22 protein-coding genes and 1 other RNA gene are annotated in these 24,811 nt (G+C 37.8%); 15 read left to right on the top strand and 8 right to left on the bottom strand.

All coding sequences use genetic code 11. The annotated features are described in order from the left end of the window. The 7 genes from AC3ANL_RS16980 to AC3ANL_RS16950 all read left to right on the top strand — a co-directional run bounded on the left by AC3ANL_RS16980 (nucleotide 1) and on the right by AC3ANL_RS16950 (nucleotide 7,014). Entirely contained in the window at nucleotides 1–1,269 is a 1,269-nt protein-coding gene (locus tag AC3ANL_RS16980) for a ribonuclease H-like domain-containing protein (protein ID WP_488325586.1), read from the top strand. 420 nt (nucleotides 1,270–1,689) lie between these two features. Then, complete coding sequence (locus AC3ANL_RS16975; protein ID WP_488325585.1) at nucleotides 1,690–2,106, top strand: CotD family spore coat protein; 417 nt, start codon at nucleotides 1,690–1,692, stop codon at nucleotides 2,104–2,106. Between the two features lie 124 nt (nucleotides 2,107–2,230). Beyond that, on the top strand, nucleotides 2,231–2,791 hold the full coding sequence (locus AC3ANL_RS16970) for an SLOG family protein (RefSeq protein WP_488325584.1): 561 nt from the start codon (nucleotides 2,231–2,233) through the stop codon (nucleotides 2,789–2,791). A 135-nt stretch (nucleotides 2,792–2,926) separates the two neighbouring features. Beyond that, the gene (gpsB, locus tag AC3ANL_RS16965) at nucleotides 2,927–3,229 is read left to right on the top strand and encodes a cell division regulator GpsB (RefSeq protein WP_488325583.1); all 303 of its coding nucleotides are present in this window, start codon (nucleotides 2,927–2,929) and stop codon (nucleotides 3,227–3,229) included. Between the two features lie 79 nt (nucleotides 3,230–3,308). Beyond that, nucleotides 3,309–3,712: RNase P RNA component class B (gene rnpB, locus AC3ANL_RS16960), an RNA gene on the top strand. A gap of 171 nt (nucleotides 3,713–3,883) precedes the next feature. Further along, nucleotides 3,884–5,041, top strand: a complete 1,158-nt coding sequence (locus AC3ANL_RS16955) for a THUMP domain-containing class I SAM-dependent RNA methyltransferase (RefSeq protein WP_488325582.1) — start codon at nucleotides 3,884–3,886, stop codon at nucleotides 5,039–5,041. A 47-nt stretch (nucleotides 5,042–5,088) separates the two neighbouring features. Next, the gene (locus AC3ANL_RS16950) at nucleotides 5,089–7,014 is read left to right on the top strand and encodes an ATP-dependent DNA helicase (RefSeq protein ID WP_488325581.1); all 1,926 of its coding nucleotides are present in this window, start codon (nucleotides 5,089–5,091) and stop codon (nucleotides 7,012–7,014) included. Between the two features lie 360 nt (nucleotides 7,015–7,374). Here the strand turns inward: AC3ANL_RS16950 and AC3ANL_RS16945 are convergent, their stop codons facing one another. After that, on the bottom strand, nucleotides 7,375–8,067 hold the full coding sequence (locus tag AC3ANL_RS16945; protein ID WP_488325580.1) for a Crp/Fnr family transcriptional regulator: 693 nt from the start codon (nucleotides 8,065–8,067) through the stop codon (nucleotides 7,375–7,377). Between the two features lie 216 nt (nucleotides 8,068–8,283). On the opposite strand from AC3ANL_RS16945, the gene AC3ANL_RS16940 reads away from it, so the two are divergent. Then, on the top strand, nucleotides 8,284–10,650 hold the full coding sequence (locus tag AC3ANL_RS16940; RefSeq protein WP_488325579.1) for a nitric-oxide reductase large subunit: 2,367 nt from the start codon (nucleotides 8,284–8,286) through the stop codon (nucleotides 10,648–10,650). Nucleotides 10,651–10,670: 20 nt separating this feature from the next. Here AC3ANL_RS16940 and AC3ANL_RS16935 read toward each other — a convergent pair whose 3' ends face one another. Beyond that, nucleotides 10,671–10,817: a hypothetical protein gene (locus AC3ANL_RS16935; protein WP_488325578.1), complete on the bottom strand. Its 147-nt coding sequence runs from the start codon at nucleotides 10,815–10,817 to the stop codon at nucleotides 10,671–10,673. Between the two features lie 196 nt (nucleotides 10,818–11,013). Here AC3ANL_RS16935 and AC3ANL_RS16930 point away from each other — a divergent pair, with 196 nt between their 5' ends. Continuing rightward, nucleotides 11,014–12,516: a carboxypeptidase M32 gene (locus AC3ANL_RS16930; RefSeq protein WP_488325577.1), complete on the top strand. Its 1,503-nt coding sequence runs from the start codon at nucleotides 11,014–11,016 to the stop codon at nucleotides 12,514–12,516. A gap of 101 nt (nucleotides 12,517–12,617) precedes the next feature. On the opposite strand, the gene AC3ANL_RS16925 is transcribed toward AC3ANL_RS16930, so the two are convergent. Genes AC3ANL_RS16925 through AC3ANL_RS16915 form a run of 3 tightly spaced genes read right to left on the bottom strand, consistent with a single transcriptional unit; the run spans nucleotide 12,618 to nucleotide 14,932 of the window. Further along, entirely contained in the window at nucleotides 12,618–14,285 is a 1,668-nt protein-coding gene (locus tag AC3ANL_RS16925) for a b(o/a)3-type cytochrome-c oxidase subunit 1 (protein WP_488325576.1), read from the bottom strand. After that, nucleotides 14,285–14,761: a cytochrome c oxidase subunit II gene (locus tag AC3ANL_RS16920; protein WP_488325575.1), complete on the bottom strand. Its 477-nt coding sequence runs from the start codon at nucleotides 14,759–14,761 to the stop codon at nucleotides 14,285–14,287. Before AC3ANL_RS16920 ends, AC3ANL_RS16925 begins: the two co-directional genes overlap by 1 nt. 21 nt (nucleotides 14,762–14,782) lie before the next feature. Beyond that, nucleotides 14,783–14,932: a cytochrome c oxidase subunit 2A gene (locus tag AC3ANL_RS16915; RefSeq protein WP_488325574.1), complete on the bottom strand. Its 150-nt coding sequence runs from the start codon at nucleotides 14,930–14,932 to the stop codon at nucleotides 14,783–14,785. Between the two features lie 694 nt (nucleotides 14,933–15,626). On the opposite strand from AC3ANL_RS16915, the gene AC3ANL_RS16910 reads away from it, so the two are divergent. The 4 genes from AC3ANL_RS16910 (at nucleotide 15,627) to AC3ANL_RS16895 (ending at nucleotide 22,233) form a co-directional block, all read left to right on the top strand. After that, the gene (locus AC3ANL_RS16910) at nucleotides 15,627–16,715 is read left to right on the top strand and encodes a type III polyketide synthase (RefSeq protein ID WP_488329756.1); all 1,089 of its coding nucleotides are present in this window, start codon (nucleotides 15,627–15,629) and stop codon (nucleotides 16,713–16,715) included. Then, the gene (locus tag AC3ANL_RS16905) at nucleotides 16,715–17,284 is read left to right on the top strand and encodes an isoprenylcysteine carboxyl methyltransferase family protein (RefSeq protein ID WP_488325573.1); all 570 of its coding nucleotides are present in this window, start codon (nucleotides 16,715–16,717) and stop codon (nucleotides 17,282–17,284) included. Before AC3ANL_RS16910 ends, AC3ANL_RS16905 begins: the two co-directional genes overlap by 1 nt. A gap of 338 nt (nucleotides 17,285–17,622) precedes the next feature. Further along, nucleotides 17,623–21,276 (top strand): dynamin family protein, encoded by a 3,654-nt coding sequence (locus AC3ANL_RS16900; protein ID WP_488325572.1) that lies wholly within the window; start codon nucleotides 17,623–17,625, stop codon nucleotides 21,274–21,276. A 63-nt stretch (nucleotides 21,277–21,339) separates the two neighbouring features. After that, nucleotides 21,340–22,233: a 5'-3' exonuclease gene (locus AC3ANL_RS16895; RefSeq protein WP_488325571.1), complete on the top strand. Its 894-nt coding sequence runs from the start codon at nucleotides 21,340–21,342 to the stop codon at nucleotides 22,231–22,233. Between the two features lie 42 nt (nucleotides 22,234–22,275). On the opposite strand, the gene sspL is transcribed toward AC3ANL_RS16895, so the two are convergent. Beyond that, entirely contained in the window at nucleotides 22,276–22,413 is a 138-nt protein-coding gene (gene sspL, locus AC3ANL_RS16890; RefSeq protein WP_488325570.1) for a small, acid-soluble spore protein L, read from the bottom strand. A gap of 84 nt (nucleotides 22,414–22,497) precedes the next feature. Between sspL and AC3ANL_RS16885 the strand changes: the two genes are divergently transcribed. Beyond that, the gene (locus tag AC3ANL_RS16885) at nucleotides 22,498–22,986 is read left to right on the top strand and encodes a divergent PAP2 family protein (protein ID WP_488325569.1); all 489 of its coding nucleotides are present in this window, start codon (nucleotides 22,498–22,500) and stop codon (nucleotides 22,984–22,986) included. A 40-nt stretch (nucleotides 22,987–23,026) separates the two neighbouring features. Next, nucleotides 23,027–23,296, top strand: coding sequence for a DUF6123 family protein (locus AC3ANL_RS16880; protein WP_488325568.1), 270 nt, complete (start codon nucleotides 23,027–23,029; stop codon nucleotides 23,294–23,296). A 35-nt stretch (nucleotides 23,297–23,331) separates the two neighbouring features. On the opposite strand, the gene AC3ANL_RS16875 is transcribed toward AC3ANL_RS16880, so the two are convergent. Beyond that, complete coding sequence (locus AC3ANL_RS16875) at nucleotides 23,332–24,252, bottom strand: DMT family transporter (RefSeq protein ID WP_488325567.1); 921 nt, start codon at nucleotides 24,250–24,252, stop codon at nucleotides 23,332–23,334. After that, nucleotides 24,249–24,668 carry a reverse transcriptase-like protein gene (locus tag AC3ANL_RS16870; protein WP_488325566.1) on the bottom strand — a complete coding sequence of 140 codons (420 nt, stop codon included), beginning with the start codon at nucleotides 24,666–24,668 and terminating at the stop codon, nucleotides 24,249–24,251. The genes AC3ANL_RS16875 and AC3ANL_RS16870 overlap by 4 nt, the downstream gene beginning before the upstream one ends. Nucleotides 24,669–24,811 lie beyond the last annotated feature (143 nt).

The raw sequence follows: 24,811 nt of genomic DNA, 5'->3' as shown, positions 1-24,811 counted from the left end.
ATGTCGTTAAAAAATAAATTAAATCGTCTTAAACCTCATCTGTCAGTCGGAAACGAGATTGACAAAGTAATTCATCTTCCTGAACCGGCAGCCTTTGAACTGCCATTTCAAGAAAAATGGGAGCAAGAAAATGTCATTCCCTATTTTTGGGACGAGGATTATTGTCTAATAAGGGAAGTGAAGTATCCACTCTCTTTTCAACATGGGCAGTATTGTTTTCGAGATTTCCTGACAGCTATTGATGTTTGGAATAAACAGCCAATCAACCATCCATTATCAGCTGAAGGACACCGGGCAGAAGAATTATTCTTTTTTGATACTGAAACAACCGGTCTTGGCGGTGGGGTAGGAAATACCATCTTTTTACTTGGATATGCCAGCGTTTCAGGTGACCAACTTATTTTAAGGCAGCATATTCTGCCCCATCCTGGCGCAGAGGTTGCCCTATATCAAAGCTTTTTGGAAAAGGTGAATTATCGTACTTTGGTCACCTATAATGGAAAATCTTTTGATTGGCCCCAAGTAAAAACTAGACATACTTTAGTAAGAGAACACGTACCGAAGCTGCCATCATTTGGACATTTTGATCTGTTTCATGCAGCGAGGAGACTCTGGAAGCATAAATTAGACCGAATGAAGTTGTCCATTGTCGAGAAAGAGGTCTTAGGCGTAGAGAGGGTGGATGATATTCCTGGATATTTGGCTCCCATGATTTATTTCGATTTTATTGAAAGTAAACAACCTGAGGGCATGATTGGAATTCTTAAACATAATGAAATCGACATTTTGTCTCTCGTAACCTTATATACCCATCTAACCTTTCAACTTTGCGGCATCGACCATCATCAAACCCGACCGGAAACATATGAAGTGGGGCGATGGTTCGCATCTTTAGGAGAAGAAAAAGAAGCAGAAAAGATATTAACGAAACTTACCGCAAATAGTCATGATAGGACTTCCTATCAAGCTAAGTTGATTCTCGCATTTCAACAAAAAAAAGAGCATAATTGGGACCAGGCTCGGAACTTGTTTCTGGAAATTGTCGATTGCGATGATGAAAAAATGAAGTTGGAAGCATGTCTGGAACTTGCCAAAATATATGAACATAGACTGAAAGATTATCAGCTTGCGATGGAGTATTGCGAAAAGGGAATAACCATACTAATAGATTCTAAAACGATTGCTAAAATGAAACGGGAATTGAAATTAGATCAATTTAAAATCAGGCAAAAAAGATTGGAACGAAAAAATGCTAAATTTCCCAGGTAAGCGCAAAATTCGATAAAAAAAGTGTTCATTATATTTTTTTCACCAACATTCGATTCTTTGCCATAAATTCTTAACAATTTACGGTGAAAATCCTTCAATTCCATATTGTTTATCATAGTCGAAAAAGGTAAAATGTAAAATTGGATTGAGAAAAAAACGACTATAAATCTTATGGAGCTGGTAGTATGTATAAAGCGATTTTATTCTTATTTTTTATTGTCGTCTGTTTGACTGCAGTTGTGTTAACAAGCTTAAAGGACAGCTTTTATTCCATTTTATAGAAAATTAGGAATACAAACGAGGAACTTTCAAGTCTTTTAAAAATTCAATTACGAAAAATAGGTGTTTTCATTAGTACAAGAGTAGCTCCTTTAACATAGGCTGTTAATGTAAACAGAATATTTGAAGGGAGATTATTATATGTATCTTGGAACCAATTTTATGCCGCCAGTCATTCATCCGACACAACAAATTGTGAACCATACGTTCTCTACGACGGTGGTCCCACATATTCATCCAGTGCACACAACAACGGTAAATCACCACCTGTATCAACACAAACATTATTGTCCGCAAACAGCATCTTGTGCAGAAGAAGTTTGCAATCAGCAAATAAATTGCTGTAACCCATGTGCACCAGTTGCACCGCCGCCAATAATGCCAGTTGCAAATGCTCTACCAAATGCACCTGGCTTTGGCGGAATGGGTGGTCCTGGTTTTGGCGCAGGCGGACCAGGCTTTGCACCAGGAGGACCAGGCTTTGCACCAGGAGGACCAGGTTTTGCTCCAGGGGGACCAGGCTTTGCACCAGGACCAATGATGGGCCGTAGACCATAATGATTTAAGCGAAAATTACAGGGGCTTTTTAGCCCTTGTTTTTTATTTCCTTTTACTATATGTTATGCTTTTTACACTAAAATGTTTGTCCATTTTATAAATTTTTTCTTTGAGGAGAACAATTTTGAAAAAAGTTCTAGCCATATCGGGTTATAAACAATTTGAACTTGGAATTTTTAAAAAAGACCATCCGTCCGTTATTTACATAAAGGCAGCAATGAAAAAGGCCATCATTCCTATGGTAGAGGAGGGCATAGAGTGGGTGTTAATTAGTGGGCAATTAGGGGCGGAACTATGGGCTGCAGATATTGTCTTCGAATTACAAATGGAGTTTCCGGATTTAAAACTCGCAGTTATAACTCCTTTTTTACATCAAGAGGCATCTTGGAATGAAACGAACAAAGAATGGTATGCCTCTGTCCTGGAAAAAGCTGATTTCATTGATTCTGTTACAAAAAAAGGATACGAAAAGCCTTGGCAGTTTCGGTTGAAGAATCAATTTTTTATTGAAAAAAGTGATCGGCTCTTGCTTCTTTATGATCTGGAAAAGGAAGGAAGCCCAAAATATTTATATGATTTGGCAGTACAATACCAAAACAAACATCCTTATCCGATTGAACTTATTACATTTTACGACTTACAGATGATTGTGGAGGAAGAGCAACTTAAACATTCCGATTTTTAAGGAAAAATTAAGATTTTTATCTAAATAATCAACTGAATTATAGTATTCTTTATATAAAGGTAAAAGAAAATTGACAAAAGGACTTATTTTTGGAAAAATAATAGTTAATGATTGGCTAAACTAGAGGTGATTTGAATGTTGGCTGATAAGGTAAAATTAACAGCTAAGGATATTTTAGAAAAAGAGTTTAAAACCGGTGTTCGAGGTTATAAACAAGAAGATGTTGATAAATTTTTAGATTTAATTATTAAAGATTATGAAACGTTTCATCAAGAAATTGAAGACCTTCAACAAGAAAACCTTAGGCTGCGTAAACAGCTTGAAGAGACATCAAAACGACAACCAGTGGCACAACCTGCTGGGACAACGAATTTTGATATTTTAAAGCGCTTGTCTAACTTAGAAAAGCATGTTTTTGGTAATAAACTATACGATTAACAATTTGTACCACTATTTCCTAATAAAAACCATTGATTAAACTACAGGAAATACATATAATAAAAAAGTATCATTAATGACGTTCGGGTAATCGCTGTAATGAGCTTATTGCAAATTGCAGAGGAAAGTCCATGCTCGCACGAGCTGCGATGCTCGTAGTGTTCGTGCCTAGTGAATTCATAAGCTAGGGAAGCTGAGTCTAGCATTCAGTTGACGGCTGGGAAAATACCTAAGTCCTTCAAGGATATGGTATGAATACCTATAAAAGTGCCACAGTGACGTAGCCTTTCCAGAAATGGAAAGGGTGGAACGGGTAAACCCCACGAGCGAGAAACCCAAATAATGGTAGGGGCGCTTTCTCTGAGGAATTGAACGAGGAGAAGGACAGATTCAACCTTGAATCTGTAGATAGATGATTACCACCTAAGTACGAGACATCATATGTCGTTTGCAGTACTATGGTACAGAACATGGCTTACAGAACGTTATTAATGGGATTGTATGCTGGATATTAACGGCTCTCCTGAACGGGGGAGCTTTTTTATTGTAAATAATTGCATCTAGTGCAAAGATTTTGTCAATAATGAAAGCGAATAAGATAATGAAAAATAAGGAACAAATACATACATTTTAAACTTATTTAAGGGTGAAGATATGGGACAATATCAATTAATTGCTACCGCAGCCATGGGACTTGAAGCCTTAGTTGCAAAAGAAGTACGTTCGTTAGGATATGATTGCGAGGTTGAAAATGGAAAGATCCTCTATACAGGAGACGAGTCAGCGATCGCGCGCAGTAATTTATGGCTTCGAACTGCTGATCGAATTAAAATAAAGGTTGGCGAATTTAAAGCATATACATTTGATGAATTATTCGAAAAAACCAAGGCACTTCCATGGGAACAATTTTTACCGGAAGACGCAGAATTTCCTGTAATCGGCAAATCGGTTAAATCAAAGCTATTTAGTGTTTCTGATTGTCAGGCAATTGTTAAAAAAGCTGTCGTGGAACGGTTGAAAAAACATTATAAACGGAATACGTGGTTTGAAGAAACTGGTGCTCTTTATCGAATTGAAGTTGCCTTATTAAAAGATGTTGCGACGATAACCATTGATGCGAGTGGCCAAGGCCTCCATAAAAGAGGATACCGGATCGACCAAGGGGAGGCACCGTTAAAAGAAACGCTTGCCGCGGCGTTAGTAATGTTAACCAATTGGAATGCTGACCGTCCCTTTATTGATCCTTTTTGTGGATCGGGTACGATTCCAATCGAAGCGGCAATGATTGGTCAAAATATTGCACCAGGTTTTAATCGAGAATTTGTTTCTGAAGCATGGAATTGGATGCCAGCGAAAGTTTGGGATGATGCTCGAATGGAAGCGGAAGACATGGCAAATTACGACCAGCCTTTAGATATAACTGGTTCAGATATTGATCATCGAATGGTCAAAATTGCTCAAGAAAATGCCTTCGAAGCGGGTTTCGGTGATATCATTCATTTTAAACAAATGCAGGTGAGAGATATCTCAACCAGCAAAGATTATGGTGTGATTGTTGGTAATCCTCCGTACGGGGAGAGACTTGGGGATAAACAGGCTGTTGAACAGATGTATGCTGCAATGGGGCAGGCATTTAAGAAGCTTGATACATGGTCTATTTATATCATGACCTCTAATGAAAACTTTGAGCAATTATATGGAAAGCCAGCTACGAAAAAAAGAAAGCTGTTTAATGGGTTTATTCGAACCGACCTATATCAATATTGGGGGAAGAAACCCCCGCGTCAAAATGAAACAATAAAAATAGACTAACCATGTAGCGTCATTCTTTGACGCTATTCTATTTTGGAGGGGACTAGATGCAGAACCGTTTGCCGTTTGATATTTCCAAAACTGAATCCTTTTATGAAAAATTAAGTGAATGGATTGGCGATGTTTTTTATGAAATATTGCCAGAAGCAGGTTTTGAGTTAAGAGATGAACAGATTTATATGGCTTTCCAATTGGAAAATGCTTTTAAGGATAAAAAAGTAATGTTTGCAGAAGCAGGCGTAGGAACTGGGAAAACAATTGTTTATTTGCTTTATGCGATTATGTATGCACGCTACACGAACCGACCGGCCATCATTGCCTGCGCAGATGAGACTTTAATTGAGCAGTTAGTTAAAAAAGAGGGCGATATTGCCAAACTAGAGAAAATACTAGAACTGAATATTGATGTCCGTTTGGCTAAGTCGAGGGATCAATACCTTTGTTTAAAAAAGCTTGATCAAGTTCGAAATAATCATTTTTCTGATGAGATTTCAGATATGTATCTCAAGTTGCCGGATTTTGTCCATTCAGTCGGTTCCATGCAGTCGTTTGAACGGTATGGTGACAGACGAGATTTCCCCTCTTTGTCTGATGAAATATGGAACGAGGTTAACTGGGACACCTTGCAGGATTGTTTTGCCTGTGAAAAGCGCCATCGCTGCGGCCTGACATTGCACCGAGAATATTATCGGCATTCAACGGATCTCATTATCTGCTCGCATGATTTTTATATGGAACATATTTGGACAAAGGAATCCCGCAAGCGGGAAGGGCAGCTCCCATTGTTACCAGAGCATTCTTCCGTTGTGTTTGACGAAGGTCATTTGCTTGAGTATGCAGCACAGAAGGCTCTAAGTTACCGCTTTACCGATTATACGTTAGATACCTTGCTGACAAGACTAATGGAAAACGAAGTACGCGAAAAAACGTTGTATACCATTGAAGAGGCACTTTTAGATAATGAAGCATTTTTTGATGCAATAGCCCAATTTTCCATCCAGTCACAGGGCTCTGATAAACAAGTAATCACTAAGCATCCGATCGTAATGAAAACTTGCCGTAAACTATTATCAACTCTGCAAGCCTTAGAGGAAGAACTAGTATTTGAAAGTGAATTATATGTTATAAATGAGTATGATTTAAAGATTGTGGAGGAGTATCTGGAGCAAATCACCTACTCTTTATCACTCTTCTTGCAAGAGGTAAACGGAATAACTTGGTTTGAAGAAAGTGGGGGTGAGCGGACACTTGTCATCATGCCAAAAATGGTAGAAGAAGTGATGCGAGAAGAAGTATTCTCTCAGAAAAAGCCATTTATCTTTTCTTCTGCAACACTTTCGAATCAAAAGTCGTTTGATTATATGGCAAAAAGCCTGGGTGTGAAGGAATACTTATCCTTTTCGGTGGCTTCACCATTTGCCTATGATGAAAAGATGGAAATTCATCTTCCTAGATTCCCAAAAGAGGACATGGCCGAGAAGACCAGTTATCTAATTAACACGATTCATCAATCAGAAGGTCGAGCACTCATCCTTTTAAATAATAAAGAAGAATTGACCTATCTTAAGAAGCATTTATCAGGTGTTATTCCTTATCCCCTTTATTTTGAAGGAGACGAGGAGATTAGTACACTCGTTTCAAAATTTCAAAATGAAGAAAATGCGGTTCTGTGTTCCATTCACCTATGGGAAGGCCTGGACATCCCAGGAAGATCGCTTGAAAATGTCTTGATTTTTTCACTGCCATTTCCACCTAATGATCCAGTTTTCACGGCTAAAAGAAATGGGGTAGACAACCCCTTCTTAGAAGTCGATTTACCTTATATGCTTCTTCGATTGCGTCAAGGAGTTGGGCGGTTAATTAGAAGTGAACAAGATCAAGGAATGGTTCATATATTGTTGGTTAAAGATATCAATCCGAGGGTATTGCAAGAGATAAAAGTAGTGTTGCCTACAATGCCAAAGGACAATTAAACCAATAAAAAGCGGAAGCACCATAGATGCTCCCGCTCAGGCTGTCGAGAAACTCTCGGCAGCCTTTATTTTATTTAATATATTTAAACATTCCCCGCGTTAATTTATTAAAATATTATTAAAAAGACTATTCGACATGTCTGTTGATTGGCGCTCCAGGCACTTCGCTTTCCGCACCGCCCGCGGAAAGCGAAGCACCTGGAGCGGAAATCAACAAGCCCCTTAGCAGGGGCAATTTTTAATAATATCGGCAATTCAAATTCCAATAAAATAAAAAAATTGCCGAGGAAAATACCCTTTCTCCACAATCTGAGCGGAAGCCCCATAAGGTGCTCCCGCTTTTTCTAGCTTTTTTATTCATTAGTAGAATAATTCCTGTTTAAGTGCCTCTCGATCGATTAGGTAAAAGCCTTCCTCGTCCAAGGTAATAACATCCTTCTTTTTCACTTGATTAATGGTTCGACTGACTGTTTCTCGAGAAGTTCCTATCATATTGGCTAATTCTCGATTGGTGAATTGAGTGGTTAGTTTATAACGTGAGCCAACCTTTTCACCGTTGGATTTACATAGTCTAATTAGCAGTAAAATGATTTGTTCAAACGTGTTATGAAGTACCTGTGCTTCTAATCTTCCTTGTAAATCAACAATTTTTTCACCCAACACCTTAAGGAGTTTTATACAAAGCTCCGGATAAGAAATCAATATTTCTTCAAATTTATCAATGGGGATGACCACAAGGTGAGCATCCTCCATTACTTCAGCATGGGCAGGGAAACTTCCTTTTCTGAAAAAACCTGCATGGGGAAACATTTCTCCAGGTTCAAGGACAGAAATTAATTGTTCTTTACCTGATAGGTCCGTTTTGTAAATTTTAATTTTTCCACTATGAATAAAAAACACGCGGTCAAGTGGGTCATCCTGCATAAAGACATACATTTTATGTTTGTAAAAGCGAGTCTGAGCTATTTTTATAATCGGATTTAGCTCTTCTAAGGATAATTCCTTGAAGATTGGTACAGCTGACAATCTTTTGATTATATCCTCTTGTATCATTTAACATCACCTTCATATTATTAATTCGATTTAGCTCCATTGTAGCAGTGATTTCACACCCATTATGTGACCTACATCATAGGAGAATACTTTTTGAAAATTATTCTCATCGATGTGCTAAATATCACACTGATAAGATGAGGTCGTTCACTGTGTGAGCATTACATGGAAGGTACAATACGAATTGGGAACGAAATATGAAAGGGTGAATTTTGTATGGAGATACAACGGGGGACTTCATTAAAAAAAGCAGTGAAGACAAGAAAAAATAGCTTATTAAAATCGATTCTAGTTATTACGATTTTAGTAAGCTTCACTGTTTTGTTAGTTGGAGGCTATTGGATCTTTAAGGAACAGGCACCTAGACCATTGGAGGTTACCAATGAAAAGGGCGAAGTGCTGTTTACAAAAGCTTCGATCATGGGTGGTCAGGCAGTTTTTCAAAAGTATGGTTTAATGGATTACGGCACAGTATTAGGGCATGGTTCCTATATGGGTCCAGACTATACGGCTGAAGCCCTTAAAATTTATACAGAGGGAATGCAGGATTTTAAGGCAAAGGAGAAATTTAATAAGGACTTTGCCTCATTAACTGAGGATGAAAAATCCGTTATTAAAAATAACGTCATAAAAGAAATGCGTAAAAATCGTTATGACAGCGCTCAAGATAAAATGGAATTAACAAATGCACAAGCGTTCGGACTGGAAAGAGTAAGAGCGCATTATCAAGAAGTTTTTACAAAAGGAGACGGCTGGGGATTAAAGGCAAACTTGATTAAAGAAGAAGATATGCCAAAAACAGATCGTGCCTATGTTGCAAAAGGTGATCAAATTACGCAAATCTCCGATTTCTTTTTCTGGACTGCCTGGTTATCAAGCACTGTTCGTCAAGGAGATAAAATTACTTACACAAATAACTGGCCATACTACGAGGATGCGGGGAATCATTTATCCTTCTCGTCTATCTGGTGGAGTGGAGCCAGTATCACGCTATTTGTTTTAATGGTTGGGATTATTCTATTCGTTTTCTACCGCTATCAATTTGGCATGAAGGAAGCGTATAAGGAAGGTCATTTCCCGCAAATTGATTTAAATAAAATGCCGGTAACGAATTCTCAAGTGAAGAGCGGAAAGTATTTTGTGATTGTTTCTGCCCTGTTTTTTGTTCAATGTATGTTTGGGGCATTACTAGCCCACTATTACATCGAACCAGATAGTTTCTTTGGGATCAAATGGATTCATGATATTCTTCCGTTCAATATAACAAAAGGTTATCATTTACAATTGGCTATTTTCTGGATTGCTACCGCTTGGTTAGGAATGGGAATTTATATTGCACCGCTGGTTGGTGGTTATGAGCCTAAGAAGCAAGGCTTACTCGTTGATATTCTATTCTGGGCATTGGTTGTCCTTGTCGGCGGCAGCATGGTAGGTGAGTGGCTTGGAGCAAACGGATACTTAGGAAACCAATGGTTCTTATTCGGACATACAGGCTGGGAATACATTGAACTAGGACGTGTGTGGCAGCTGATTCTGATTGTCGGGATGCTCATTTGGCTGTTCATCGTTTATCGAGGCATTCGTGCAGGCCTACAAAGAGAATCTGATAAGGGTGGTTTGATCCATCTATTATTCTATTCTGCCATTGCCGTACCAGCATTCTATATTTTTGCCTTATTCATCAATCCTGGAACAAGTTTTACATTCGCTGATTATTGGCGCTGGTGGATTATCCATTTATGGGTAGAAGGTATCTTTGAAGTATTCGCAGTCGTTGTCATTGGTTTCTTATTAGTTCAATTAGGTCTTGTTACGAAGAAATCAACGGTCAGACAACTATATTTCCAATTGATCCTTCTTCTGGGCAGCGGGGTAATCGGGATTGGCCACCATTATTACTATAATGGATCCGCAGAGGTGTGGCTCGGACTAGGGGCTGTATTCTCAGCATTAGAAGTAATTCCTTTAACACTTTTAATCTTAGAAGCATATGAACAATACAAAATGATGCGTGAGGGCGGTGTGAATTTCCCTTACAAAGGAACTTTCTGGTTCTTAATCTCTGTTGCCATCTGGAACTTAGTGGGCGCAGGGGTGCTCGGATTCTTAATTAACTTGCCAGCAGTCAGCTATTTTGAACATGGACAATTCTTAACACCGGCACATGGTCATGGTTCGATGATGGGTGTTTATGGTATGTTTGCATGTGCCGTGCTCCTATACTCATTGCGAAATATTGTGAAACCAGAAGCATGGAACGATAAATGGCTTAAGTTTAGCTGCATCATGTTAAACGCAGGACTTGCAGGAATGGTATTCTTATCCTTGCTGCCTGTTGGTATCATACAAATTAAAGAAGCCTTTGACCACGGCTATGCTGCATCACGTTCAGCAGCCTTCCTCCAAAAGGATATTGTCCAAACCTTATTAACATGGCGTGCGGTGCCTGACACCATTTTCCTTATTGGCGTAATGGTATTATTGGTATTCTGTGTGAAGGCACTCTTTAATTTACGTAAACCAACACATCAGGAGGGAGAAAGACTCCCTGTGAAGGATTTAGCATTCGATGATGAAGAATAATAAAGATAAATCCGTAAAGCTTAGCTTTGCGGATTTTCTTTTTTACTATTTTCATAGCATTCAAAGCAGTAGATTTCTTTATCATCTGTTTGAACACCATTAAAAAAGCCAGCTAAACAAAACACTTCTTTGTTGCAGATGGCACATGTACCGACAAGCTCTTTCACATTCCTTCCCCCTGACACAATTATTGATTTAATTAAAAACATCTTTGAAGTGTGAGACTAAGGAAATAATAAATGAATTCTAGGTTGGCTTATCCATTCCCTTCATTTTACGTGAATTTTATTCACGTCCTCATCAACAGATAACTATTTTCAGAATAATATGCTAAAATTTAAGGGATGAAAAGGGGGGAATGTAATGAAAATTGCTCAATTAGAAAAGGAATTTTTGGACTACACCAAAAAAATATCTGCGTATAATGAAGCACTGGGATTAATTTATTGGGATTTAAGAACAGGAGCACCGAAACAGGGGGTAGAACAACGCGCGGAAGTAGTTGGAATGCTATCTTCCGAAGTGTTTAAAATGTCTACTTCCGAAGAGATGGCGGCATACATAGCAAATTTATCGAAACAAACACTGCCTGAAACGACAACTAAAATTCTTCAAGAATGTAAAAAGGAATATGAACGAAACAAGAAAATACCAGCAGATGAATATAAAGAGTTCGTAATCCTTCAATCAAAGGCAGAAAGCGTTTGGGAAGATGCAAAGGTGAAATCTGATTTTGCATTGTTTAGTCCATATCTTGAGAAGCTGGTAGCGATGACCAAACAGTTCATCTCCTATTGGGGATATGATGAGAATAAATACGATGTATTATTAGATATGTACGAACCAGGTATTACAGTGAAAGTGTTGGATCAAGTTTTCGGCAAGTTAAGGGCGGAAATAGTTCCTTTGGTAAAGCAGATTTCACATGCACCAGAAAAGCCAAAAACAGATTTTCTATTTGAAAGATTTCCAAAGGAAAATCAACGAGAATTGAGTTTGAAAATCCTCGACAATATGGGGTTTAACTTCAATGCAGGAAGACTAGATGAAACCGTTCATCCTTTTGCAACGGGCTTAAACCCTGGAGATGTACGAGTCACCACCAATTATAACGAACACGACTTCCGTACCGCCGTCTTTGGAACGATTCATGAGGGCGGTCACGCCCTTTATGAGCAAAATATATCAAAAGACTTAATCGGCACACCGCTGTGCACAGGCACCTCCATGGGAATTCATGAATCTCAGTCTCTTTTTTATGAAAATATTCTAGGGCGTAGTTTTTCATTTTGGAAAAATAACTATGAACTGTTAAAGGAATATGCAGATGGCCAGTTTGATCAGATAGAAGTTGAAGATTTTTATCGAGCCATAAATGAGTCTAAGCCATCATTCATTAGAATTGAGGCAGATGAATTAACCTACCCGCTTCATGTAATTATCCGTTATGAGATTGAAAAGGGGTTATTCAATGATGAAATAGAGGTCAAGGATTTACCTCGAATCTGGAATGATAAATATGAAGAGTACTTAGGCGTTCGTCCTGAAAATGATGCAATGGGTGTTCTACAGGATGTGCATTGGGCAGGGGGCAGCTTTGGCTATTTTCCATCCTATGCCTTGGGATATATGTATGCTGCTCAATTTAAACATAAAATGCTTGAGGACTACCCAAACTTTGAACAACTAGTCGAGGAGGGTAACCTCCTCCCAATTAAAGAATGGCTGACCCAAAATATCCACCAATATGGAAAGCTTAAAAAACCGCTAGATATCTTACAGGATGTAACCGGTGAGGGGTTAAATCCCCAATATTTAATTGATTACCTATATGATAAGTATAAAAAGGTTTATCATTTAAATTAAACAAAATTACCGTAATTGTTATAAATTATACAAAAAAGGATGTCTCACAACAAAGGGTTAAACCCTTATGAGACATCCTCTTTTTCAAATTGGTTTATTAACTACCATTTGCTCCACGTTTGAAATCCTTTTGATCCAGGAGGTGCATTCTGGATGATGTCAATAAACGGTATCGTGTAAGCAAAAAGGATAAGGGCGGCGGTAATACCGAGCCATAATTTCCAGTTTTCAAATACCATTGGTGCTGCTTCTTCTGTATTTTCTGCTTCTGCAACAGGGAATTCTTCTTCCCCTTTAGGAGCAAAGAAAGCAAGGTTGATAAAGATAATTAATACAAGGATGATGCCAAGGAATAAAATTGAACCACCCACTGCTTGAGCAATTTGATAAGGAACCCATTCAGCGGCCTGTTTAGCCCCGCCGTAAGTGGAGAAAGCTGATCGTCTTGGCCCGCCAAGCAAACCTTGGATATGCATAGCCCCTGACATAAATACCATTCCGACAAACCAAACCCATGCCTGGATAATTCCTAATTTATTCATCGTTTTTGTTAATTTACGTCCTGTTAAATGTGGAACAAGCCAATAGGAAATTCCAAAGAACGTTAATACCACAGATGTAGCTGCTGTTAAATGGAAGTGACCGGTTACCCAAATCGTGTTATGGACCACTTGATCCATTTGGTTGGATGCATTGATAATACCACCTGCACCTGCAGGGATAAAAGAGGCCATTCCAATAAACGGTACTGTGAAACGAGCATCATTCCATGGAAGTACTTTAAACCAGCCAAAAAGACCAGTAGCTCCTTTTGAGCGACCATATCTCTCAAATGTGGCGAATAAAGAGAAAGCAGTCATTAGAGATGGAATAATAACCATAAATGTTAAGATAACTTGAAGAAATTTCCAAGCCGGATCAATACCTGGCTCGGTCAATTGGTGATGGAACCCAACAGGTATAGAGAATAATAAGAATAAAATAAAGGACAACCGTGCTAACGAATCAGAGAAAATTTTTCCGCCAATTATTTTTGGGATAATCGCATACCAACACATATAAGCTGGCAGTAACCAAAAATAAACTAATGGGTGACCAAAATACCAGAATAAAGTACGACTAACTAATACGTCAACAGTGTCGACTAATCCAAGTGACCATGGGAGCAATTGGAATAAAACAGTAGCGGCAACACCTAATGTAGCAACAATCCAAAGCACTGTATTAATAACAGCCATGAAACTTAATAGCGGACTAGGTTTTCCAGGATTATTTTTCCGCCATTTGGCATAAGTCATGATTTGTGCCGCACCATCAACCCAGCTTCCGACCACAACAAAAGTTAAACCTAAATAGAAAATCCAGTGGGCTTTTAGTGGTGCATAAAACGTATAAAGCACGGATGCTTCCTTCAGTAATACCATGGTAGCAGCCATTAATGTACCGACCAGCATGACCCAAAAGCCAACCCAGCCTGTACGTCTGGCAGCATTAGAATGACCGCCAGTTGTTCTGCTTACAGCAGCATATTGAAAACCCATAATAAAGAAGGTTGTTAACACAAGTCCCATTAATACGCCATGGACCGTTAAGATTTGATAGTAATCAATTCCCCAAGGAAGTTCCCATTTACCAGAACGGACTAATGTCTGCAAAAGACCCATCAATCCGCCAAGAGCAAGAGCCGCAAAGGCCACAAAAAAGTGTGCCATGGAAAGTTTTGCATCACGAGGGTCTACTTTTACTTTTACAGCTGCACCGTTAACCATTATTTTACCACCTCAATCTTCGCACTCATTAAATGATGTCCAGTACCACAATATTCATTACAAACAATTAAATATTCGCCTGCTTTATCAAAAGTTGTCGTATATTCACTCACATAACCGGGTTCAAGCATCATATTAATATTTGTACCAGCCATTTCGAAGCCGTGAATAACATCTTTGGTTGTGGCAATGACTTTAACTTTTGCACCAAGCGGCACTTCTACTTGTGCAGGGGTATAGGAGAAAGCGGATGCTACAAAAACTAATTCATAGTCCCATTCTTTTCCTTCCACCTTATGTAGACCTGGTTTATTGAAAGGCTTTGTTTGATCGACCTTTTCAGGATTAATAGTTGTTAAACAGCTGGCGGGCTTGTTGCCAAGGTAGAAGGCGCTAACACCTACTACAGTTAAAAAAATAACCAAGCAGCTAATGCCAAAAGTCAGCCATATTTTTTCAAATTTATGCATGTGCATGGATTCTTCCCCCTTTAATCGTTAAAAACGTTCTACAAAAAGATAGTAGACCCCAACCCAAGTGACGATGATAAATGCTCCCAAAAGGAAAACGGAAGCTAATGTCCCTTTGAGAGAAGAGCTGTCTTCCACTTCTGTTTTTTGGTGTGTTTTCAGTTCCACCTTTGCCATCCCCAAGACCCCCCTTTAGAAAATTAATAAATAATTTAGTAAGTTCTCTTTCATAATACAAAACAATTGCGAAAGAAAAATATGAAATTTCATAGTTCACAAATTGTTCATTCCTTAGGTAACTACTATGTTAAAGTTAATAACTTGTTGTAACAGTGATTTATATCACTTCACAAAGGGGGTAAATGTGAACAAACTATGAACAATCACACCTTAGCTGTGATATAAGGAATTGTCGTGGTTTCATAAATATTAAAAATCCCTATTTCTTGGAAAAATTCACACTCTTGAAAATCAAAAATATGATAAAAATAAATACCTTATTTTCTTGTGAAAGTGAGTGGTTTTTTTGGAAAAATATTATTGCGAACATTGTCGCCTTCTATATAATGAAATGGAATATTGTAAAGTTTGCGGATCCTTAGCCAGTAACAAAATAAAGATTGAAGTTCAAACCCAATCGGAAAAACAATAATTGGAGGAAAGCAGAGAGCCTCTCTTAATTGGAAAAGTTTATCTAATGAAGGAATTCATAATTCGCGATATAATTTAAGAGCACAGCAACAACCTTCAAAACGTTTGCTTCCCAATCGATGGGAAGCCTTTTTTTTGCCCCTCTTAAGAAATAAAAATCTTCGAATAATATTCAATGAATTGGAAAAAATAACCCTATAAAGATGGAAGGAGAATGATGATGCCTGCCATTATATCTGTTTCAGAGGTTATTCCCCCATTTGAAATCAAACAAGAACAAGCATCGGAATTTGCACGAGAGCTTTTTGCTGACTCATTTAAAGATATTGAAAGACTATTAAAAGCTTTTCAGAATGGACAAATTGAAAAAAGATATTTTGTTAAAAATTTAGACTGGTTTAAAGAGAATCATACCTTTGAAGAGAAGAATAATGCTTATATTGAGTCTGCGGTTACACTGGGAAAGGAAGCAATCGTAAACTGCTTAACTAATCAAAGCTTTCTTAAGACAGCCATCTCGACGGAAGAAATTGATGCCATTATTTTTGTCTCCTCAACGGGAATGTCCACTCCAAGTATTGATGCTAGAATCATGAATGAATTGCCGTTTAATCCACATACAAAGCGGGAACCCCTTTGGGGACTTGGCTGTGCTGCAGGTGCCGTTGGATTATCACGTGCATATGAATATTGTTTAGCATTTCCCAAGGCAAAAGTCATCGTACTTTCTGTGGAGCTCTGCAGTTTGACGTTTCAAAAGAATGACCTTTCTAAAAGTAATCTTATTGGAACATCGCTTTTTGCAGATGGAATTGCCTGTGCCTTGGTTTGCGGGGATGAAGCGGGAGCAGAAGAATTTAGAAGAAAAAAAACATCTCCTTCGATTATTGCTACGCAGTCCACATTAATGCCAAATTCCTTGGATGTAATGGGCTGGGAAATAAGAAATGCAGGACTATTTGTCATATTTTCCCGTGATATTCCTCAAATTATTGAAGGCTGGCTGAAGCCCAATGTTAGGGATTTTTTAGCCGCACATCAAATAGAGCTTGAACAAATTAACCATTTTATAGCTCACCCCGGTGGAAAAAAAGTCTTGGATGCTTATGTAAAGTCCTTAAACATTCCACCTTCCATGAATGCAGTGTCGTTGGATGTATTAAAGCAGTATGGAAATATGTCGTCTGCAACAATCTTTTATGTTTTGAGGCGGTATATGGAGATGGACATTCACAAAGACGCCTTGGGATTAGGGACAGCACTTGGACCGGGTTTTAGCTCAGAATTATTACTGTTGAGGTGGAAATAATGGCCCATGACCTTCCATTCCTTCTATTCATCAGTTTTATCATGATCGAACGGATTGTCGAACTTTTCATTGCTAAAAGCAATGAAAAATGGATGAAAAAACAGGGTGCCGTTGAGTTTGGTGCAAGCCATTATAAATTAATGGTAGTTATGCATATCCTGTTTTTTATGGTATTACCAATCGAGCAGGTTTTATTGGAACTTGAACTTTCCCCTTTTTGGCCTCTTTTCCTTGGGCTATTTTGTTTAGCGCAAATTATGAGAACTTGGGCCATCTCGTCACTCGGCCGGTATTGGAACACAAAAATATTGGTCTTAGCAAATGCCAACGTAGTGAGAAAGGGACCATACCGCTTTTTGAAACATCCGAATTATCTGGTGGTAGCTATTGAATTGTTTGTTATCCCAATGCTGTTTAACGCCATATTTACTGCTCTTCTATTTACCGTTCTAAATGTCATGATGCTGAGGATTCGAATTCCAGCAGAAGAAAAAGCACTAAGGTCCTTAACAGGGTATGAAGGGGTTTTTCGAGACTGCAATCGCTTTTTACCTAGGTTTGTTAAATAACTGTGACAGTTTTTTATGGGATATTGAAAATGATTATCACCTGTGCTAAAATAATTCCAACGATGAAAATCATTCTCAGTGATACTCCGATAAGGTAGGTGTTACATATGGCTTTTGCCTTTGTTGGTGGAACGGTTATTATATATGCATTTGTCATGAAGCACGTCTTAAAAAATGTTACTCAATAAAAAATTATTTTTGAATGAGCCAGGGAGAAATCCTTGGTTTTTTGTTTTGTTCGGAAATTTGTTTATTTAAAGAGAATGTCATAATAGGAAAAGTTTGAATAATCGTATAAAATAAATATTATTACGATGATGGTAAGGGGAATAAATAAAATGGTGCAAATAGCCAATCCAATGGAAACGATTCAAACACTTAAACAAAAAATGGTGTTGATATATGAATATTTACTAAAGCATCATGATGTTGAAAACGCCGAAAAGGTGAAACAACTTGCAAGAAAGTTAGAAAATCGAGAATTTCTTTTTGCATTCTGCGGTCATTTTTCAGCTGGAAAATCTACCATGATAAATCAGGTGGTTGGGGAAAATTTATTGCCGTCAAGCCCGATTCCAACGAGTGCAAACTTAGTCAAGGTTAAATCTGGTGAGGATTATGCAAAGGTTTTCTTTAAAAATGAAAAGCCAAGACTTTATTTGGCTCCTTATGATTATGAGCTTGTAAAAAATTATTGTAAAGATGGCGATAAGATTGAAGAACTGGAGATCAGCCACAGTGATTCTCAATTACCATCCAATACGGTCATTATGGATACACCAGGTATTGATTCAGCTGATGATGCCCATCGCATCGCCACGGAATCAGCCATACATTTAGCTGACCTCATCTTCTATGTCATGGACTATAACCATGTCCAAGCAGAATTGAATTTTTTATTTACAAAGGAATTAACGGAGGCAGGAAAAGATGTTTACTTAGTCATTAATCAAATTGATAAACACAAAGAGGATGAATTAAGTTTTCAAGACTTCCAAAAAAGTGTTGTCGATGCTTTTGCATCCTGGGGTGTGAAGCCAGCAAGAATTTTTTATACTTCTTTAAAATTTAAAGATCACCCGTTTAATGAATTTACACACCTTCAGACCTTTATTGCTGATAAATTATCGACAAAGGATGAACTGTTGGTTCCTTCTATTTTTCATTCATTAAGAAAAATTGCTTACAATCATGTTGAACAAGCGAAAAAGCTTGAAGAGGAGAAGCTCACACAGTTCCTAGAGATATTGAACGAATTAACAGAGCTAGAAAGACAAGATTTAACTTTTTCCTATCAAAAACTCACTGCAGATTTTAAGAAGCTCAATAAAGATAGTCGCGAAAAGGAAAAGGAATTTGATGAGCAAATTGCTCAAATAATGAAGAATGCTTATCTTATGCCCTTTCAAACAAGGGAATTAGCAGAATCCTTTTTGGAGAGTTGTCAGCCTGACTTTAAAATTGGTTTCCTGTTCTCTAAACAAAAAACAGTAGAAGAAAAAAATAAGAGAGAAGAGAGCTTTTATCAGGATCTTCTTGAAAAAACAAAATCACAGCTTGAGTGGCATGTGCGTGAATTTTTACTTAATCAATTAAGGGAAACGGAACTTGATCAGGCGGAGCTTCAGAGCTTAGCCCAATCCTTTTCCATTCCCGTCCCAATAGAAATAGTAAGAGATACAGTAAAGTCTGGTGCACGAGTAACCGGTGACTATGTGCTTCATTATACCGAGGATGTTGCCAATGAAATAAAAAGAATGGCTAGATCCCAGCTAAGTGATTTTAAAATGAACTTCTTTGAAGCTTTTAACAAGCAGATTAAAGAGGTAAGGGAACGGTACGAAACGGAATTTAATCAGTTGGAGAGATATGTTCAGGCATTAGCTGAGATTCAAAAACATGAACAGTGCATCACTTCACAAGAAAATGAAATCAATGAAATTCTTGAACAATCAGAAAACCTCCAAGGGGATGTTTATCAGCTTTTTGCCCAAGAGGAAGAAGAATTTGAAGTGGTTAATAGCCAAGGAGCATCGAAGCAGACCAAAGATATTTCTCAAAAAACAGTCGCAGTAGTTAGGAATCCTGAAAATACAAAAAATGAAAACCACGGTGCCGATGATCATTTGACGTTGACAACAGCTAGACTTCGTCGTGCTGCAGACCAAATTAAAATCCTTCCAGGTTTTCAAAAGCTCGGAAAAGAATTGATAGATAGAGCGGATCGATTAGCAAACAAAGGGTTCACCGTCGCATTATTTGGAGCGTTTAGTGCAGGTAAATCTTCTTTTGCTAATGCTCTCATGGGAGAAAAGGTGTTACCTGTTTCGCCCAACCCCACGACTGCTGCTATTAATAAAATCAAGCCAGTTACAATCCAATTTCCACATGGAACGGTAAGGGTAAAGTTCAAGGAAACAGAAACAATGCTGGAGGATGTTAATCGTTCTCTTAGAATTTTTGATTTACACGCGAGTGATTTTAATGAGGCAGCAAAAATAATTGACCAGCTTATGTTGGCTAACAGTCAAACAGGTTTACTGGAAAAAACACATTTTTCTTTTTTACAGGCCTTTAAAAAGGGTTATACCTCTTTTATAGCATTACTGGGAACTACAAAAATTACTGATTTAACAGACTTTCATGAGTTTGTCGCCAAAGAAGAGAAATCTTGTTATGTTGAGTGGATTGAGCTTTATTATGATTGTGAATTAACAAGGAAAGGAATTACGTTAGTGGATACGCCAGGAGCCGATTCGATTAATGCTAGGCATACGGGTGTAGCCTTTGATTATATTAAAAACTCAGATGCCATCCTCTTCGTTACCTACTACAATCATGCGTTTTCAAAAGCTGATCGTGAATTTTTAATTCAGTTAGGGCGTGTGAAGGAATCGTTTCAAATGGATAAAATGTTCTTTGTTATTAATGCCATTGATCTTGCTGAAAATGAGGAAGAAAAGGTAACCGTGGCTAAATATGTAGAAGAGCAGTTAATTAAATATGGAATAAGAAATCCACATCTCTATTCCCTATCTAGTTTACTAGCCCTAAACGAAAAGCTGAACGGCAGCCCTTTTGCTTCTTCAGGAATGAGCTCATTTGAACAGGGATTTTATCAGTTTATTTCCAAAGATTTAACTGAAATGGCCTTATCCTCAGCTGAAAAGGAATTGGCTCGTGTTCATGAATTGGTAAATATGCTTATTCAACGTTCGAGAGAAGACAATACAGTTAAACAGCAAAAACGAATGGAGATTGAAAAGGAAAAGGCATTAATTAAGACATTAACTGAAAAACAAACCGTCCATCCACTACATGAACGATTGATCCAGGAAGCAGAAGAATTAGTTTATTACATTAAGCAACGTGTATTCTTGCGCTTTAGTGATTTCTTTAAAGAAGCATTTAACCCTTCGTCGTTAAGGGATGATGGACGAAATTTGAAAAAGGCATTGCAAACAGCACTTGATGAATTACTAGAAAGTCTAGGCTATGATTTGGCCCAGGAGATGCGAGCAACCACGGTTAGGATCGAGAGATTTATTGCTAAACTTTTGAATGATTATCATTTGGGGCTGACACGAAACCTTCTAGACATTAACCGGGATCTTTCTTTTTCAGCGTTTGAAACAGGCTTAAGTTTAGAAATTGATTTTCCGATTGCTTATAACGATGTAAATCATCAGTTGTTTTCAAAAGCAATGGCCTATTTTAAGAATCCAAAGTCTTTTTTTGAAAAGAATGATAAGCAACTCATGAGTGAGGAGCTTTATAATCGTTTATTTAATCTTGCGGATCACTATTTAAAGCATGAGACCACTCGTCTGAATGAGCATTATGCTGCCGAGTTGAAGAACGAATTTAACCGATTAATAAGGGAAGTGAAGGATCAGGCGGATGATTTTTATTTAAGCCTTCTTTCCGCCTTTGAAGGGGAAGTTTCCATTGAACGGTTATTAGAAATTGAGCGCAATCTCAGAGAAGTATAGTCATCTTATGGTATAATGGTTCACGTGTTGTTTTTTTAGAATACCAATAGGAGGACTGAAAAATTGGAAAATCAAAAGCCTTCACTTATGCTTGTTGATGGTATGGCCTTGTTATTTCGTGCCTTTTATGCCACGGCCGTTACAGGTCAATTTATGATAAATTCAAAAGGGGTTCCAACAAATGGAATCCATGGTTTTGTAAAGCATTTATTTACGGCAGTATCTTCATTTAAACCGACTCACCTGGCTGTTTGTTGGGATATGGGCAGTAAAACCTTCCGAACTGAGTTATTTGCTGACTATAAAGGGAACCGCGGGGAAGCTCCGGTAGAATTGATTCCGCAATTTGATTTAGTGAAAGAGGTCGTAGAATCCTTTGAAATTCCTAATATTGGTTTGACTGGTTATGAGGCAGACGATTGTATTGGGACGATTGCTCAGCAAATGAAGGATTTTGCCCATGTATCAATCCTAACAGGTGACCAAGATATCCTTCAGCTGCTTGACGACAGCATTTCGGTTATTTTATTAAAAAAAGGTTATGGAAATTACCTGGTTCATACCCCAGAAACTTTCTTTGAGGAAAAAGGGATTTCACCGCGTCAGATGATCGATTTGAAAGCGCTGATGGGCGATCCTAGTGACAATTACCCTGGAGTGAAGGGGATTGGTGAAAAAACGGCCTTGAAGTTATTGCAGGAGTTTGAGCATGTAGAAGGGATCATCTCAAACCTTGACCGTTTATCAAAATCCAATAAAACAAAAATAGAACAAAGTCTGGACATGCTTCATCTATCCAGGCTTCTTGCGGAAATAAAATGTGATGTTCCAGTAAGTTGTGATCTAGAAGCCGCCGGACTTCGAATTCCAAAAGAAAAAGCATTAAATAAATTAACTGAAATCGAGCTTCGCGGTATCCAAAGACTGTTGCCGTTTGAAGAAGCTGTTATTTCGTAATTAGAAGAAGGGTGTTCCAAATTTTTGGGACACCCTGTTATTTTATTTTTTATTACTTTTTTTGGCTGCATTTTCTAATTTGCTTTTTGGTTCCTGTGCCATTTCCACGTCTTGTCCATAGCCTTGAGGATTGACCCCATGAGCTTTAACTCCCCGACTTACATTACCCTGTTTAGTCATTCTTACTCACCTCCCTCTTTTTTAGTATTTCCACAAGGAATAATAAAACTCCAGTTTCTTAACAATAATGGTAGAGGTGATAGGATGAACAAAGGTGTGTATCTAGCCCTTTTTAGTATTGGGCTCGCTCAAGGTGTGAAAATTCCAATCCATTATATAAAAAAGAAAGAATGGCGGCCAGACCTATTCTTTGGTACTGGGGGAATGCCAAGTTCCCATTCTGCAGGTGTATCAACCCTTACCACGTATATTGCCTTACAAAGAGGATTGCCGACTTTTGATTTTGCCCTTTCCCTCGTGTATGGGTTAATTGTGATGTATGATGCACAAGGGGTTCGCCGCCAGGCAGGAGAGCTCACTTTAAAAGTGAACTCCATGAATGATTTAATTGAAAAGATTAATAAAGAAGAAAGTGTGGAATTTAAACAAGAATCACCTAAGCTTAAAGAAATGCTGGGACACCAGCCTGAGGAAGTTATCGGGGGAGCATTATTAGGCGTTTTGGTTGGTGTCATTGGTCATCTGTGTACAAAAAAGGATAGAAAATGGCCTAAATTTAAGGTAAAATTTTAGAGGGATGTTAGATCTTGTAAGGGAGAGGGTTGGTTAAGATTTGGAAACTGTGGGAAGTTATTTGCATTTTTTGGAAGGGAAGGGTTTTCAATTTCAAGAAGATGCAATTGGCTTTATTTTCTTCGGAAAGCACTATACAAATGCATCCGATGAACTCATTAATACAGCAATTGAACTGACATTAAAGGCTCAAAAGAGTTTTGATGGCAGTTTTTATGTATCATTACTGGAAACCTTAACGTCTAACCACATAACGACAAGGGAAGACGCAATAAAGTTTATAAAAGAAAAAGAATTACTTGTGATATAGCATATGAAAAAGAGGATGTTGAATCATCCTCTTTTTTAACCTTCTAAACCTTTATTTTTTCTGAGTAAAGGCCTTTTATTGACCGGCATCTCAGCGAAAACCATCCCCATAAAAATAAAAATACAACCAAATAAAGCACTAAGGGTTAATCGTTCATTTGCCCAAAAATAGCCGGCAAATGCTGCAAAAACTGGCTCCATTGCAAAAATTAACGCTACTCTTGTTGCAGATGTATACTTTTGAAAATTTGTTTGTATAAAAAAGGCAAGGGCTGTTGCAAAGACACTAGTAATAAATAAAGCAATGATGACCTCTTGCGAGCGGAGTATATCCATTGTGACAGATTTTCTCCAATCCTCAAAAATAAAAGAGGAGATCGTGGAAAATATACCAACTGTAATAATTTGAATAACAGTTAATAAAAGGGTGGGATATTTACTACTAAATTTCCCTGTTAAAATAATGTGCATGGCAAAACTAATCGCACAAATAAATACCAAACCGTCACCCATATTAAAGCCTGAAACATCGGTCAGTGTTAGTAAAAATAATCCCACTGTTGCTATTATTACTCCAACTAAAGCATTCCTGTTTGGAAATTGTTTTAGTAAAAACATGGAGAATAATGGAACCAAGACCACACTAAGACCTGTAATAAATCCTGCTTTTGAGGTAGTCGTATACAATAGACCAATTGTTTGTGTTACATAGCCTAAAAATAGCCAGAAACCAATGAAAACACCTGAGAAAAGTAATTTCCAGTTCAATTGTTTTAATTGTTTACGATCAAAAATAATTAAGCAAAGAAATAATATTCCTGCCGCAATTGAAAACCGAATTCCGTTAAAGGCGAATGGTGGTAAAAAATCTATGGCATTTTGGACTAAAACAAACGTAGTACCCCATATGAATGTAACGAAAAGTAAGCTTAAATCTGCAAAAATGGGTCTTTTCATGATGACTTATTAGTCTCCTCACTTGGATTTTTTTTGATCGCCATTCTTGCCAGTTCATCAGCCACTTTATTTTCGGCACTTGGGATCCATTTCATAAAAAATAAATCGATTTTTTGGATTAATTGTAAGGCTTTTTCTAGTAAAGGGGCATACAGCTTATTTTTGACAAACTCTTTTTCGATTGCGTTATTCACTAATTCTGAATCTGTTCGAAATGATACAATCGAATCACCATATCCGTTAGTTAAGCATATATCAAGTGCTTTAATAAAAGCATGAAACTCCGCTTCGTGGTTTGACATAATTCCTAGTGGAATAGAATGTTTTTCAGTAGTGCCGTTTGCTTTAATAAAAATCCCAGCCCCACTTGGACCAGGATTACCAGCACTCGCTCCATCAATATAGACTTCGATCAATGCTGAACCCTCCCATTTATTATAAAAGAATTTTAACATAGTTTGACATAGTAATGCAGGAAATTATTTTTGCTACTGTCTAAATAGGTATAATAAAAATATAGATAATTTTTTCCTAAATGAATAAGCTAGTTGATAAGACG

This window comes from Neobacillus sp. DHD-1R (genome assembly GCF_057747995.1).
Note: the sequence above shows the minus strand (reverse complement) of the source record. Positions and strands in the feature narration are given on the sequence as shown.

Bases quoted from the DNA above. Each gene is read 5' to 3' on its own strand.
- AC3ANL_RS16980 (WP_488325586.1), top strand. From the start codon at position 1: ATGTCGTTAAAAAATAAATTAAATCGTCTTAAACCTCATCTGTCAGTC.
- AC3ANL_RS16975 (WP_488325585.1), top strand. From the start codon at position 1,690: ATGTATCTTGGAACCAATTTTATGCCGCCAGTCATTCATCCGACACAA.
- gpsB (WP_488325583.1), top strand. From the start codon at position 2,927: ATGTTGGCTGATAAGGTAAAATTAACAGCTAAGGATATTTTAGAAAAA.
- AC3ANL_RS16955 (WP_488325582.1), top strand. From the start codon at position 3,884: ATGGGACAATATCAATTAATTGCTACCGCAGCCATGGGACTTGAAGCC.
- AC3ANL_RS16950 (WP_488325581.1), top strand. From the start codon at position 5,089: ATGCAGAACCGTTTGCCGTTTGATATTTCCAAAACTGAATCCTTTTAT.
- AC3ANL_RS16945 (WP_488325580.1), bottom strand. From the start codon at position 8,067: ATGATACAAGAGGATATAATCAAAAGATTGTCAGCTGTACCAATCTTC.
- AC3ANL_RS16940 (WP_488325579.1), top strand. From the start codon at position 8,284: ATGGAGATACAACGGGGGACTTCATTAAAAAAAGCAGTGAAGACAAGA.
- AC3ANL_RS16930 (WP_488325577.1), top strand. From the start codon at position 11,014: ATGAAAATTGCTCAATTAGAAAAGGAATTTTTGGACTACACCAAAAAA.
- AC3ANL_RS16925 (WP_488325576.1), bottom strand. From the start codon at position 14,285: ATGGTTAACGGTGCAGCTGTAAAAGTAAAAGTAGACCCTCGTGATGCA.
- AC3ANL_RS16920 (WP_488325575.1), bottom strand. From the start codon at position 14,761: ATGCACATGCATAAATTTGAAAAAATATGGCTGACTTTTGGCATTAGC.
- AC3ANL_RS16915 (WP_488325574.1), bottom strand. From the start codon at position 14,932: ATGGCAAAGGTGGAACTGAAAACACACCAAAAAACAGAAGTGGAAGAC.
- AC3ANL_RS16910 (WP_488329756.1), top strand. From the start codon at position 15,627: ATGCCTGCCATTATATCTGTTTCAGAGGTTATTCCCCCATTTGAAATC.
- AC3ANL_RS16905 (WP_488325573.1), top strand. From the start codon at position 16,715: ATGGCCCATGACCTTCCATTCCTTCTATTCATCAGTTTTATCATGATC.
- AC3ANL_RS16900 (WP_488325572.1), top strand. From the start codon at position 17,623: ATGGTGCAAATAGCCAATCCAATGGAAACGATTCAAACACTTAAACAA.
- sspL (WP_488325570.1), bottom strand. From the start codon at position 22,413: ATGACTAAACAGGGTAATGTAAGTCGGGGAGTTAAAGCTCATGGGGTC.
- AC3ANL_RS16885 (WP_488325569.1), top strand. From the start codon at position 22,498: ATGAACAAAGGTGTGTATCTAGCCCTTTTTAGTATTGGGCTCGCTCAA.
- AC3ANL_RS16875 (WP_488325567.1), bottom strand. From the start codon at position 24,252: ATGAAAAGACCCATTTTTGCAGATTTAAGCTTACTTTTCGTTACATTC.